Annotated in this window: 9 protein-coding genes; 5 read left to right on the top strand and 4 right to left on the bottom strand. The window is 72.0% G+C overall.

Features of this window, described 5'->3' with window-relative positions:
• Positions 1-288 precede the first annotated feature (288 nt).
• From V2S66_RS34050 to V2S66_RS34040, 3 genes are all read left to right on the top strand, one after another.
• Positions 289-543, top strand: a complete 255-nt coding sequence (locus V2S66_RS34050; RefSeq protein WP_330800932.1) for a helix-turn-helix domain-containing protein — start codon at positions 289-291, stop codon at positions 541-543.
• A 121-nt stretch (positions 544-664) separates the two neighbouring features.
• Positions 665-868: a hypothetical protein gene (locus V2S66_RS34045; protein ID WP_330800930.1), complete on the top strand. Its 204-nt coding sequence runs from the start codon at positions 665-667 to the stop codon at positions 866-868.
• A 213-nt stretch (positions 869-1,081) separates the two neighbouring features.
• A complete protein-coding gene (locus V2S66_RS34040) occupies positions 1,082-1,534 on the top strand; it encodes a hypothetical protein (protein WP_330800928.1) in 453 nt (150 codons plus the stop codon).
• Between the two features lie 233 nt (positions 1,535-1,767).
• Here the strand turns inward: V2S66_RS34040 and V2S66_RS34035 are convergent, their stop codons facing one another.
• The 3 genes from V2S66_RS34035 to V2S66_RS34025 all read right to left on the bottom strand — a co-directional run bounded on the left by V2S66_RS34035 (position 1,768) and on the right by V2S66_RS34025 (position 9,202).
• The gene (locus tag V2S66_RS34035) at positions 1,768-4,560 is read right to left on the bottom strand and encodes an AAA family ATPase (protein ID WP_330800926.1); all 2,793 of its coding nucleotides are present in this window, start codon (positions 4,558-4,560) and stop codon (positions 1,768-1,770) included.
• A gap of 801 nt (positions 4,561-5,361) precedes the next feature.
• Positions 5,362-7,668 (bottom strand): helix-turn-helix domain-containing protein, encoded by a 2,307-nt coding sequence (locus tag V2S66_RS34030; RefSeq protein ID WP_330800925.1) that lies wholly within the window; start codon positions 7,666-7,668, stop codon positions 5,362-5,364.
• A gap of 310 nt (positions 7,669-7,978) precedes the next feature.
• Positions 7,979-9,202 carry a cytochrome P450 family protein gene (locus tag V2S66_RS34025; protein ID WP_330800923.1) on the bottom strand — a complete coding sequence of 408 codons (1,224 nt, stop codon included), beginning with the start codon at positions 9,200-9,202 and terminating at the stop codon, positions 7,979-7,981.
• A 596-nt stretch (positions 9,203-9,798) separates the two neighbouring features.
• Between V2S66_RS34025 and secY the strand changes: the two genes are divergently transcribed.
• Together secY and V2S66_RS34015 are read left to right on the top strand one after the other, a co-directional pair.
• The gene (gene secY / locus V2S66_RS34020) at positions 9,799-11,112 is read left to right on the top strand and encodes a preprotein translocase subunit SecY (protein WP_330800921.1); all 1,314 of its coding nucleotides are present in this window, start codon (positions 9,799-9,801) and stop codon (positions 11,110-11,112) included.
• 305 nt (positions 11,113-11,417) lie between these two features.
• On the top strand, positions 11,418-11,669 hold the full coding sequence (locus tag V2S66_RS34015; protein ID WP_330800919.1) for a hypothetical protein: 252 nt from the start codon (positions 11,418-11,420) through the stop codon (positions 11,667-11,669).
• Positions 11,670-12,193: 524 nt separating this feature from the next.
• Here the strand turns inward: V2S66_RS34015 and V2S66_RS34010 are convergent.
• The gene (locus V2S66_RS34010; RefSeq protein WP_330800917.1) at positions 12,194-12,385 is read right to left on the bottom strand and encodes a CsbD family protein; all 192 of its coding nucleotides are present in this window, start codon (positions 12,383-12,385) and stop codon (positions 12,194-12,196) included.
• Positions 12,386-12,651: the final 266 nt, after the last annotated feature.

Genomic DNA, 12,651 nt, shown 5'->3' with positions numbered 1-12,651 from the left:
AAGAAGACCATGGAGGGTGCGCTCGGCGCGGTACGCGGCGCAGATCTCCGCGCGCACGTCCGTGGTCAGGGCCTGGGGTGTGGGCCGCAGCCGAGAGCCTTGCTCCAGAAACGTGTGATGTCGTTGCGCATTATGTCGGCGTTCGTTCCGGTCTCGCAGGCCCCGGCAAACTGCCTGCGAACTGCCTGGTTCTGCCGGCCGCAGTGCGGTGGGATGGCAACAGGCGGGCGCTCACCCCCCTGTCAGAACTTCCGATGTGAGGCAGCGACCCACGGAGCGGGGCGGAACATGTACGGACAAACTGTGGTGGATGCGCCGGTACAGGGGAAACCCAGGACCGCGGCTGCGCACGACCTTCTCACCGACGATGAGCTGCGGGTCGCCGAACTCGCGGGCTGCGGGATGACGAACACGGAGATCGGCGCGCTGCTCGACCTGCGGCCGCGGACGGTCGAGGTGTACCTCTACCGCATCCTTCCGCTGTTGGGCGTGACCACACGAGGAGAGCTGGCCGACGTCTTGCGCGTCCCGCGCGCACAGTGAGCGGGAGACCGGGACACGTGTGGGTCTGGTTCTTCCCTCTCCCCCTGCACAGTGACATGTGCAAGGATCAGCTCCCGACAGAGTCTCGTCGGACGTGCCTCCCACCCTGAAAGAGTCCTCCATGGTCTCCCCATCGACGAAGTTCCGCACCGCGCCGGCTGCTGCGACCACCGCGGCGGTGGCCCTGATCGGTCTCGGCGCCGGAACGGCGAGTGAGCTCCACTCGGGCGCCGGGTGCGCCGGTGACGTGCCGTGGCGTACCGGGTCGCTCGCGCAGAACGACCTGCCCTGGCACATGCTCAGCCACCGGGTGGTCGGAGCCTGACGCCGGCCGCGGCGTGCCGGCCGGCAGCTCCTGCTGCCCGCCCCGCGGCACGGCCCCCGCGCCCGGTCCGCAGACGCGCTACCGGCCGCGGCGGGGGCGTACCATGACACGCGCGAGCCCCTGAACACAATCCGGTTACCGAGATGGGCATGCCGAGTCGGGTCCCGGGCGGCTAACCTCGACGACACAGACGGCAACAGCCCGAGGACCGACATGCAGGTGCATCTGAACCCCCCGCTGGAACCAGGCAGCGCGTCCCGGCATGCCGCCGACATCGTCGCGACGGCGGCCGACATCAGCGACACGCGACTGGACTACAGCCCCCAGAGCATCGCGCTCGTGGAGGAGATCGTCGACGGTTTCCGCGCGGAAGGTGTCACCGGTGAGGCCATGGCGGCGTCGTTGATCGGCTTCGGATGCTACGTGGGCGAGGTCCTGGTCCGTCATGTCGGCGGTTCCTGGCAGCACGCCCCGACCTCCCACGCCGCGACCGCGCCGGTCATCGTCGTGCTGGGCGACGCGCGTGAGTGCCACCCGGTCGACTGGGTCTTCGGCCGTCTGCGGTCCGGCTCCGCCGTCAGCATCAGCGACCTCTACGCGGCGGCCAGCACTTCCGGTCAGATGCCGGACAGCACCTGCGCGGACGGTTCCTCCGGCCGACGGTAGCGTGCGCGCGGGCTTCTCCTGGGACCGGTGCTCCGTCTTCCGGGTAGGTTCTGCTCCACCCGAGGCTGATCGATCCGCTACGCGCACGGGTGATCCTGGCGCGGTTCCGACATGTGTGCGTGTTTGACGCCCCGTCCGAGGGCGTCAAACACGCACGGAAGGAACCTCTCGACCATCCCGAGCGCCTGTGCCCCACACACGACCGCCCCGCCGCTCACCCCCGCGCGCCCGGTTCAGTCCGGTTCGCTCGCATCCAGGCCGGCCAGAGCGTCCCGCAGCGCGGCCCGCGAGGTGATCCCCAGCTTCGGGTAGATCTGGTACAGGTGCGTGCCGACAGTCCGGTGGGACAGGAACAGCCGCTCCGCGATCTGCTTGTTCGTCAGCCCGGTCGCCGCGAGGGCGGCGATCTGCATCTCCTGCGCGGTCAGCCACACCCGTCCTGTCCGAACCCCGGACAGCGCGGACTGGCCGCTCGCCCGCAACTCCCCCGCGGCCCGCGCCGCCCACCGCCGAGCGCCCAGGCGCTCGAAGATCTCCAACGCGCGGGACAACTGGCTCCTGGACTCCGCGGTGGCGCGCAACCGGCGCAGCCGCTCGCCATGGAAGAGGCACACCCGGGCCAGGTCGAACGGCCAGCTCTCCAACCCCGGCAGCGAAAGGGCCCGTTCGAACATGTCGAGGGCCTCCTCCCCGGGTGTGGTCAGTGCTTCGCAGGCCAGGACCAGCATCTCCAGGCGCGGGGACAGCTCGCCCATCGCGGACGCGCGCATCGCCGCCGCGTGGTCCGCGGCCTCCCGGTCACGCCCGGTCCGCACGGCCGCCTCGACCAGGTCCACCGCGCTCCACAGGGCGACCGGAACGTACGGGGCCAGCGTGCCGGCGGCGCTGAGTGTGCCGGCCTGCTGGTAGGCGGTCTCGAAGTCGCCGCTGCCGAGGGCGGACAGCCCTCGGGCGTGGCCCGCGTGGAAGCATGCACCGTGGACGCCCCGGGGGGTCGCCCAGCGGACGATCCCCTCGGTCAGGTACGCGGTGGTCTCCACCTCGCCGCGCGCCGCGGCCACGACTGCCTTGATGTACTGGAAGAACCAGGCGTAGAAGGGGTAGTGGTGCTCCTCGCACACGGCGAGTCCCTCGTCCGCCGCCTTGGTGGCGTCCTCCCACCGGCCCAGATGAAACTGGTCAAGACCCAGGTGCGTCAGCGCGCCCAGGTACCGGCGGACCGGGGCCGTACCGGAGCGGCCCTGCTCCACCAGCCGCCGCGTGGCCCACCGGATGTCCCCGAGCCGGTCGAGGTAGATCAGGGCGGCTCCCGCGCGCACCACGTCGGTGGGGTCGTCCCCGGCCGCGGCGATGAGCGTCGCCAGCCGGGACAGCGCGGGGGCCTCGGTGTGCGCCGGGTCGGCGAACGTCTGGACGAGCACCGAGAGCAGTTCGGGCGGTTCGGGCGTCAGCCGTGCCACGAACGCGTTCAGCGGCCGCCACAGCGCCGGGTCGCCGCCGTACCAGCACACCAGCACCAGCGTGTACAGGGCTTCCACCAGGGCGGTGTCCGAGGCATGGAAGCCGTGCCCGCCGGCCTCGATCGACCCGACCAGCAGCCGGTACGCGGTGGTGACATCACCGTCGTCGTTGATCAGCAGGAACGCGGACGCCGCGGCGGCGTGCAGCGAGTGCCGCCCGGAGGCGGGATCGACCAGGTCGGCCTGCGCGAGCAGCCGGGATGCCTCCTCCAGCACGCCTGCGGCGTCCGCGCCGACGTAGGCGGCCTCGGCGAGCCTGCGGCCCCGGTCGGCGGTCACGGGGCTGAGCGCGGCGGAGCGCGTCAGTGCCGCCACCGCGCCGAGCGCGTCCCCTTGCCGCAGTCTGCGGTGCGCGGCGTCCTCGAGCAGGCCGGCCACCGTCTCGTCCGGGCCGACCGCGGCGTGGCCCAGGTGCCAGGCGCGCAGTTCCGACCGGTCCTCCAGCACGTTGGCGAGCGCCCGGTGGATCCTTCTGCGTTCCGAGGCGCCGGCCAGTCCCACGGCGGCGGACCTGATCAGCGGAGAGCGGAATTCCAGTCGCCGGCCGTCGGGGGATATCGTCACGAGCCGCGCCCGCGCGGCGACAGCGAGGTCGTCGAGGCAGGCCCGGCTGGTCGCCACCGCCTCCACGGAGGTCACCTCTCCCGTCCGGTCCAGGGCGGCGATGAGCATCAGCTCCCTGACGGACGCGGGCAGTTCGGCCACCTGGGGGGCGTGGACGGACTGCAGGCGCCGGGTCAGCGGCAGGACGGCGGGCACGGCCGTGAGCGTTCTGCGCTGCTCGGCGGAGAGCGCCGAGGGAAGCTCCACCAGGGCGAGCGGGTTGCCACGCGCCTCGGCGACGATCCGGCGCCGCACCGCCGGGCACACGTCGGGGTGCCTGCGGGCGACGAGCCGGACCGAGGACGCGTCGTCCAGCGGCTCCAGCAGGTGCTCCGGCAGCACGCCGGACTTGAACGAGCCGACGGGTCCCTCGCCGGAGGCGGCGAGGAGCCCGACCCGGCTGCCGACGAGCCGCCGGGCCACAAAGCCGAGCACGGCGTCGGTCGCCTCGTCCAGCCACTGCAGGTCGTCCACGACGAGCAGCAGCGGTGTGCGGGCGGACAACCGGCGCAGCAGCAGGAGGACCGCGGTGCAGATGACCAGCCGGCCGGGGGCCGGGCCGCTGCCGATGCCGACGGCGGCGCGCAGCGCGTCCCGTTGGGTGGCCTCCAGGACGTCGAAGTCGTCGAATGCCTCCACCAGGAGCTGGTTGAGCCCGGCGTAGCTGATGTTCTTCTCGAAGCGCACGCCGCGGGCGCGCAGGATCCGCACGCCGTCGGCTTCGGCGTCCGCCGCGACCGCGTCGAGGAAGGCGGTCCTGCCGACCCCCGCGTCGCCGCAGAGCAGGAGGGCGCGTCCGCGGGCGTCGTCGTCGCTGAAGAAGGACGCCACACACGCGAGGTCCGCGTCGCGTCCGACCAGTCGGTGCGCGGACGGGCGAACGGTCGGCTCCCGGTCGTTCATCGGGCTTCCCCCAGGCCGAAGTATGAAGTCCCGGTGCCGCGAGCCGACACAGTCGCGCCGCCACACGCCCGGGTGACACATGCGATGACCGCAGTCTAGATGACGTGGGCCTTTCCGCTCCGGACTTCCTGTCGGATCGGGGTGTGCCCTACAGGGTGCCAGATGTCAGCTCGCACACGTCTTCCTTTTCGACCTTCGGCAGTTCCAGGGGCCGCGGCGGGGATGACGCCGACCTGGGGAGTGTTGACACGTGGGACCGACCGCCCACCGGCCGCGAGCACAGGTTTTCGCTGCTCCGCCGGCACGGCCTGGGCTGAACCGGGGCGGCCCGCCGGGATGCACCGCAGGGGCGGGCCGTAGCCCGCCTGCCCCCGGCGCCTGGGATCAGGCGCCTACCCGGTACCTCCCGTGGTCGCCCTCGCGACGAGCACGCGATCGAACCGTGACGAAGCGCTACGGCGTGCCCGGCGTCCTGAGCCGCCGGGCCGGCCCGCGCACCGGTGTGCGGGCACCGCGTGGAAACACGTACCATGAAAAGCAAGGTGTGTCCGAGTCGGACCTGTCGCAGGACACACCCACCACGCACACGTGGTTCGTCTTCGAGCCTGATCATGCGGCTCACAGCTGAAGACGACGTGCATGTCGTCTCCCGGACTGGTCCACCCGGCAACCCCGAGGGCCGGACTGACGGAGGAGCACACGTTGTCGAGCTGCGCGGGCTGTACCGCGACATGGTGCCTGCCCGCCGCTTCGACGCCGAGGCCACGGCTCGGGGGGGACGGACGCCGCGCCGTGATCGGTTCAGCCGACGTCGAAGGCGGCGAGCCGGGAGCGCGCCTCGGCGATGTGCTCGGTGCCGGCGTCGGGTCCCAGGGCGGCGCACTGCTCGAAGACCGCACGCGCTTCGGCGCTGCGGCCGGCGCCCGAGAGGGCGTCGCCCAGATGGATGAGATAACGGCCCTCCATGGCCGTGTTGCCGACCGACCGGCTCAGCTCGACCGAGGCTTCGACGGCCCGGACCGCGTCGTCCCACCGCTTCAGGCGGCTGTAGCAGCCTCCTTGGCCCGCCAGCGAGTTGCATCGGTAGATGGAAGCGACCTGCGAGCCGATCTGCTCCTCGAACTCGTCCGCCCTGGCAAGCACCTCGTGGAAGACCGCGATCGCCGCCTCCTGGTCGTCGACGATGTCCCGAAGCGTCATGGCACGCTGCTGGAGCGCGGTGAGCATTCCCGGCAGGTAGCCCGCGGCCTGGAACAGCTCGGCGGCGGCGGCGATGTCGGCGACCGCCCGCTCCCCGTCGCCCAGGAAGCGGTGGGCCCAGCCCGCGTAGCTGTGCGCCCACGCCTGCTGCAGCGTGTCGCCGGCCAGCCGGGCGGCGGTCAGGGCCTGCGCCGAACACCGCAGGCTGTCCTGGAACCTCTCCTCGCACATCCCGAGCGCCCAGGCGTAGAAGTTGAGATGCGTCGCCTCCAGCAGGGGGTCGCCGAGCGCCTGCGCGGAGCGGGCGGAGACGCCGAACACCTCCGCCCAGTGCCCCCAGTACATCCAGTGGTCGGCGAACCACTGCAGGGCCGCGACCACGTCCACGACGGCGGCGTGATCGCCGTTCGCCGCGGCGGCGTGCACGGCTGCGAGCCAGTTCGCGGCCTCGGTCTGGAGCCAGTCGCGGGCCTTGTCGACAGTGGACAGATCCACCGTGCCGGGCACGGGCGGCGCCGACGCGTCGTGCCCGGGTTCGTACCAGCGTCCGGCGACAGCGGCCGTGTCGAGCAGCCACCGGAACATCGCCGCGCGGGACCGCTCGATCTCCTCGGCGCTCTCCTCGGACGTCAGCCGGATCCGGGCGTACAGCGCCAGCAGGTCGTGCAGCCGGTAGCGCTCGCCCGCGCCGTCCAGCAGCCCCGCCTCCACCAGCTCCTCCAGGGCGTCCTCGGTGTCGTACAGGCTCTGGCCGGTGAGCTGGGCGGCGCAGGCGGCGCTCATGTCCGGGGCGGGGACCAGGGCCAGGCGGCGGAACAGGCGGGCGCCCGACGGGGTGAGCTGACGGTAGGACAGCTCGAACGCGCTGCCCACGCGGACGTCCCCGGCCGAGAGCACCTCGAGCCGCCGCTCCTCGTGGGCCAGGCGTTCGGCGAGCCGGCGTACGCTCCACCCGCTCCGGGTGGCCAGCAGGTTGCCCGCGACCCGGAGGGCGAGGGGCAGGTGCCCGCAGAGCCGGCCGACGTCCTCGACGGCTTCCGGATCGGCGCAGGCGCGCTCCTCGCCGACGAGCGAGGTCAGGAAGACGGCGGACTCGGCGGGTGAGAGCCGGCCGAGCTGCAGCCGGTGGACGTCGTCGAGACCCGTGAGCATGCGGCGGCTGGTGACCACGACGAAGGCCCGTCCCGCGCTCGGCAGCAGGGGGCGGACCTGGGCCTCGTCGCGGGCGTTGTCCAGCACCAGCAGACAGCACCGGCCGGCGAGGACCTGCCGGTACAGCGCAGGGCGGCCCAGGGCGCCCGCCTGGGCCAGCTCGCGGTCCGGCACGCCGACGGCCTTGAGCACGCGAACCATCAGCTCGGCGGGCGCCGGCGGATCGTTGTCGGTGCCCATGAGGTCCACCATGAGCTGGCCGTCGGGGAACCGGTCGGCGAGATGACGGGCGGCTCTCGACGCCAGGGCGGTCTTGCCCGCCCCGGGTGCACCGTGGATGGCGACGACGACAGGGCTCGCGTACACGTCCGCGGCGACGTCGGACCCGGGGGCGCCGGCACCGTCCCCTGTCCCGACCGCGCCGGCGAGTGTCTCCAGGCGCCAGAGCTCGTCCGCCCGGCCGACGAAGTCCTCGGTGCCGCGCGGAAAGGAGCTGACACCCACGGGAGTGAAACCGCTGGGCCCTTCCACGACGGCCGCGGCGTGCAGCTGCGCCCGGTCGGTGCCGTCGAGGCCCAGGCCGTCGGCAAGCGCCGCCACCGTACGCTGCCGGGGAGCGGACCGCCGTCCCCGCTCCAGGTCGCTGATGCCCCGCACGCTGACACCCGACGCCTCCGCCAGCGCCTCGATGGTCAGCGACCTCTCCCGGCGCAGCTCCCGCAGCAGAGTCCCGAACGCGGCTTCTCGGGCCGACACGCCTACCTCCTCGCTTGCGGCGAACGAACGATTCGCCGGGGGCCGGGCGGTGCCGGCTCCCGTCCAGGTCCCGTGACGAGCTGCAAGCCCGGTCGCGCCAGATCGTACTCAACGCCGTGGCCGGCGCCGGCGCGCGGGGGGACCGTGCAGCCGGTCGCCGGCTCCGGGCCGCCGCGCCGCGCGACCGGCCCGGAGCCGGCGACCGGCGGACATACGGCGCCGAACTCCGTGTCGCGGTGCGCAGACGGGCCGGGTTCGGTAGGACGGAGATCCCGGCTCCGTGCGGGCGCCGGGGCGTGCCGGCCGACCGTCACGCCCTGCGGTAGCGCACCGGCAGCGCGAGCAGGCCGCGCATCATGCCGGACGGGATCCAGGCGAGATCCTCCTCGGGCACGGCCAGTTCCACCAGCGGGACGCGGGCCAGCAGCACCCGCAGCGCGACGGCCGCCTCCAGCCGGGCCAGCGGAGCGCCCAGGCAGTAGTGGATGCCGTGTCCGAACGCGAGGTGCCGGGCGGCGGGCCGGGTGACGTCGAGCGCCGCCGGGTCCTGGGCGTGTGGCAGCGGGGCGTCCCGGCCGGCCGAGGCGAGGGCCACCACGACGGGGGTCCCGCGGGGGATCGGCACCCCGCCCAGCTCCAGGTCCTCGGCTGCGTAGCGGTGCGTGGCCAGCTCGACCGAGGTGTCGTACCGCAGGAACTCCTCCACCGCGCCCGGCACCGACTCCGGCGCGTCGCGCAGCAGCCGCAGCTGCGCGGGGTGCCGCAGCAGCGCGAGGAGGGCGGTGCCCAGCAGGTTCACTGTGGTCTCGTGGCCTGCGACGATGAGGAGGAGGGCGGTGCCGACGAGTTCGTCGTCGGACAGTCGGCCGTCGTCCTCGTCGCGGGCGGCGATGAGGTCGGACAGCAGGCCGTCGCCCTGATCGCTGCGCTTGTCCGCCAGCAGTCCGCGCAGCAGCCTGTGCAGGCCCGCCAACGCGTCGCGGTGCTCGGGCGCGGCCACCGTGAGGGCGTGGGCCGACATCCGGCGGAAGTCCTCGCGCAGGCACTCGGGGATCCCCAGCAGCTCGGCCATCACCGTCAGCGGGAGCGGCCCGGTGAACGCGACGACGAGGTCCAGCTCGCCGGCCGGCGGCATGGCGTCCACCAGGGCGTGGGCGATCGCCTCGATGCGGAGGGCGAGCGCGGCGGTGCGTCGGGGCGTGAACGCCCCCGACACCAGCCGGCGCAGCCTCGTGTGAGCGGGCGGGTCGGCCTCCAGCATGTGCCCGCCGAGCCCGACTCCCGGCTTGTTGACGACGTAGCCGATGGCCGAAAGGGCGTCGGCGGCCGGCGTCGGGTCCTTCAGCAGCGCCGGATGGGTCAGCGCCTCACGCGCCAGGTCGTACCCGACGACCAGTTGTCCTTCCAGACCTGATGAGAACGTCGCTGCGTGGATGGGCCCGATCGCCCGCAGCCGCTCGTACCGCTCGTGCGCCTCCGCCTTGAAGGCCGGGCTCAGCACGACCCGGCCGCCTCGAGTCTCCGATGCGGGCATGCCCATCGTGTCCCTCTCCGTCGTGGTGGCGCGGTCAGCGGCGGACGTCATAGATCCGCTGGGTGGGAGTCTGCACCGCGACCTTCCAGCTGCCCAGACCTGCCGCGGCGGCGATCACGCACCTCGAAGAACTCCCTCACGCGGTCCTGGTCAGCTTTTCGCTCCTCCTGTGGGGGTTGTTCCTTCTTCCCTGGTACTACGGATTCCGGAGAGCGGAGGTTCATGGCCGGCCGCCGCTGTACCCAACCGGCTCGCAGGCGAGATGGCGGCGAGCCCGGCGGGGAGGGCGACTGGGTCGTCCTCGACGCGGGCGCACCGGACTCGCGCCCCCGGGGGCGGACCGGCTCACGCGGTCCTGGGGCGGACGTGTTCGGCGAGCCCCTCGTGGCACACGTCGGATCGAGATACGTATGAATCCGCGACATCCCGAAATCGACGATATGTGTGTACACGTGTAGCATGAATCCCGCCGAACACGTGTCGCATGGAATGTGGCCCGGAGCGATCCGGCGGCACGCGCCGACGTCGTGCCGGCCGCTCTGTCGGAATCGTCGACCCTCACGGTGGTGCACCGGTGCGGGGCTGCAGGAGGTACCGTGCTCACCGCTTTCGCCCAGGCGTTCAGAACCCCCGACCTGCGCAAAAAGCTGCTCTTCACCCTCGGCGTGGTCGTGCTCTACCGGGCCGGCGCGCACATCCCGCTCCCCGGTGTCGACTACGGGGCCGTCAAGCAGTGCGTGTCGCAAACCTCGGGGAATCAGGGCCTGTTCGGGCTTGTCAACCTCTTCAGCGGTGGGGCGCTCCTCAACATCACGATCTTCGCGTTGGGGATCCTGCCGTACATCACGGCGAGCATCATCCTGCAGCTGTTGACCGTGGTCGTCCCGCGCCTGGAAGCCCTGCGGAAGGAGGGCCAGGCCGGCACCGCGAAGATCACCCAGTACACCCGCTACCTGACCGTGGCGCTCGCCGTCCTGCAGGGCGCCGGCCTGGTGGCCACCGCCCGCAGCGGCTCCCTCTTCACCAGTTGCACGGTCTCCTCCGGCATCGTCCCCGACCGGTCGGCCCTGACCACCGTCACGATGGTCGTCTGCCTGGTCGCCGGTACGGCGGTCGTCATGTGGCTCGGCGAGCTGATCACCGATCGCGGCATCGGCAACGGCATGTCGATCCTGATGTTCATCTCGATCGCCGCAACCCTCCCGTCCGCGCTCTGGACGATCAAGAAGGAGGGCTCCCTGGCCGACGGATGGATCCAGTTCGGCGCCGTCATCCTCGTCGCCCTCGCCGTGGTCGCACTGGTCGTGTTCGTCGAACAGGCCCAGCGCCGCATCCCGGTGCAGTACGCCAAGCGCATGATCGGACGTCGCTCCTACGGCGGCACCTCGACCTACATCCCGCTGAAGGTCAACCAGGCCGGCGTGATCCCCGTCATCTTCGCCTCCTCTCTGCTCTACATCCCCTCACTCGTCGCCCAGTTCTCCGGCGGCACGTCGAGCTGGAAGACCTGGGTCGCCCTGCACCTGACGAAGGGCGACCACCCGCTCTACATCGCGCTGTACTTCCTGCTCATCGTCTTCTTCGCGTTCTTCTACGTCTCCATCTCCTTCAACTCCGAGGAGATCGCGGACAACATGAAGCAGTACGGCGGCTTCGTCCCGGGCGTCCGGGCCGGCAGGCCGACGGTGGAGTACCTGTCCTACGTGCTCAACCGGATCACCTGGCCGGGAGCGCTGTACCTGGGAGTCATCGCCCTCGTCCCCACCGTCGCGCTCGCGGGGCTCGGTGCGAGCCAGAACCTGCCCTTCGGTGGCACCAGCGTCCTGATCGTCGTCGGTGTCGGCCTGGAGACGGTGCGGCAGATCGAAGGACAGCTCCAGCAGCGCAATTACGAGGGATTTTTGCGCTGACCGGCATCTGGTTCATCGCGATGTGGGCGTCGGCGCTCCAGGTCGGCTGCCGCGGAGCGGGAGCCGACCACACATGCGACCCCTTCTCCGGCGTTCCCATGCCCTTCCTCAACGGCAGGCATCAGCTGTTCGCCGCACGGTTCGCGCCCTGGAAGCCGGCGGGAGAAGGGAGTAGCGCCCTGGAGGAGTGGTGGTCAAATGACTGATGCCGGTGCCTGCCCCGCGCTGGTCCCATGGCAACACACACCATTCGGCGTCCCTGCTCGCCGAGAGACGCCGAGCCCGCTGCCGCGGAAGGACATACCGTGTTTGTTGACGAGGACGCAGTCGAACCCGATTCCACCAGCCGCCTCGCGGCCGCCTGCCGGCGCTGCCAGGAATGCGAGGACCACGGAGTCGGCACGCTCGCCCGGGTCCTGGACCGCGCCGCCGACCAGGTCGGGCTCTCGCCCACCGTGCTCGTCGCCATGCTCTCCGACGACATGCTGACCCGGCTGTACCTCGCCTGCCAGTCGTTGACCGGCGGACTCGCACAGGGCAGGAACGCGGGATCGTAGGTCAGCCGGTCCGAACGCCCGCGGCGCCGGACATCCGGGTCGTCCTGTGCGGCGTCGGCCGCCGGCTCGTCGCGCTGGACGAGCGCGACCTGGGCCCGCCGAGGGAGGGCATCAAGCCGTGCGGGATGGACAGCAGCGAGCCGGACAGCTCGGCGGTCCGCCTCTCCCGCGCGGTCGGCGACCGATCCGCTGACCACGCTCAACGCTCACGAACTGGGTGGAGCACGGCAAGGCGCCCACCAGTCTGCCCGCCGCGACCCTGCCCGCCGCCGCCGGCGCCACGAAGTCCGCCACCCGCGACCTGTGCCGCTACCCGCTGATCTCGGAACGGTCCCCGCGGCGACGTCCGGTCGTCGATCTGCCCGCGAGGTTCTTCGCCCCAGGCACGGCTGCGCGGCATGACGGCGAACCAGCCCAGCCGGGGCGGGCCACTTCTCGAGTGGCCCGCCCCGGCTGGGCGTTGGGCGCGACGATGACGGGAGGCCGCCCTGCACGTCGCCGTGCGAAGGCGCTTCCCCGCGCGGTCAGTCCTTGTGCTTGAAGACGCTCTTGACGGCGTCCTTGGCCTTCTCGCCTGCCTCGCGCACGTCGCCCTTGGCCTGGTCGCTGCGACCCTCAGCTTCGAGGCTCTCGTTGCCGACGGCGCTGCCGGCCGTCTCCTTGACCTTGCCCTTGGCCTGGTCGGCCTTGGCCTCGACCTTGTCGCTGCCGCTCATGACGACTCCTCGCGTTTCGGCCGCTTCGGCGCCGTCTCGACCGTAAAGGAGAACGGGTGGGAGGGCGGCGCCAATGCGGCTCTGCTGACAGGTGCCGGAAGGCTTCCGGCGGAGGTTGAGACGCTGCATGTTTTCCGGAAACCTCCCGGCACAGGTCTCCTGTCCATGGATGGGCCGGGCATTCCTGATACAGCGGATTATGTTCCGCACAGCGGTGGGGGGGGGGGGGGGGCCCCCCCCGGGGGGGGGGGGGGCCCCCCCCCCCC

The sequence above is a fragment of the Actinacidiphila polyblastidii genome (assembly GCF_036353415.1).
Lineage (GTDB): Bacteria > Actinomycetota > Actinomycetes > Streptomycetales > Streptomycetaceae > Actinacidiphila > Actinacidiphila polyblastidii.
Note: the sequence above shows the minus strand (reverse complement) of the source record. Positions and strands in the feature narration are given on the sequence as shown.

Bases quoted from the DNA above. Each gene is read 5' to 3' on its own strand.
- V2S66_RS34040 (WP_330800928.1), top strand. From the start codon at position 1,082: ATGCAGGTGCATCTGAACCCCCCGCTGGAACCAGGCAGCGCGTCCCGG.
- V2S66_RS34010 (WP_330800917.1), bottom strand. From the start codon at position 12,385: ATGAGCGGCAGCGACAAGGTCGAGGCCAAGGCCGACCAGGCCAAGGGC.
- V2S66_RS34035 (WP_330800926.1), bottom strand. From the start codon at position 4,560: ATGAACGACCGGGAGCCGACCGTTCGCCCGTCCGCGCACCGACTGGTC.
- V2S66_RS34050 (WP_330800932.1), top strand. From the start codon at position 289: ATGTACGGACAAACTGTGGTGGATGCGCCGGTACAGGGGAAACCCAGG.
- V2S66_RS34025 (WP_330800923.1), bottom strand. From the start codon at position 9,202: ATGCCCGCATCGGAGACTCGAGGCGGCCGGGTCGTGCTGAGCCCGGCC.
- V2S66_RS34045 (WP_330800930.1), top strand. From the start codon at position 665: ATGGTCTCCCCATCGACGAAGTTCCGCACCGCGCCGGCTGCTGCGACC.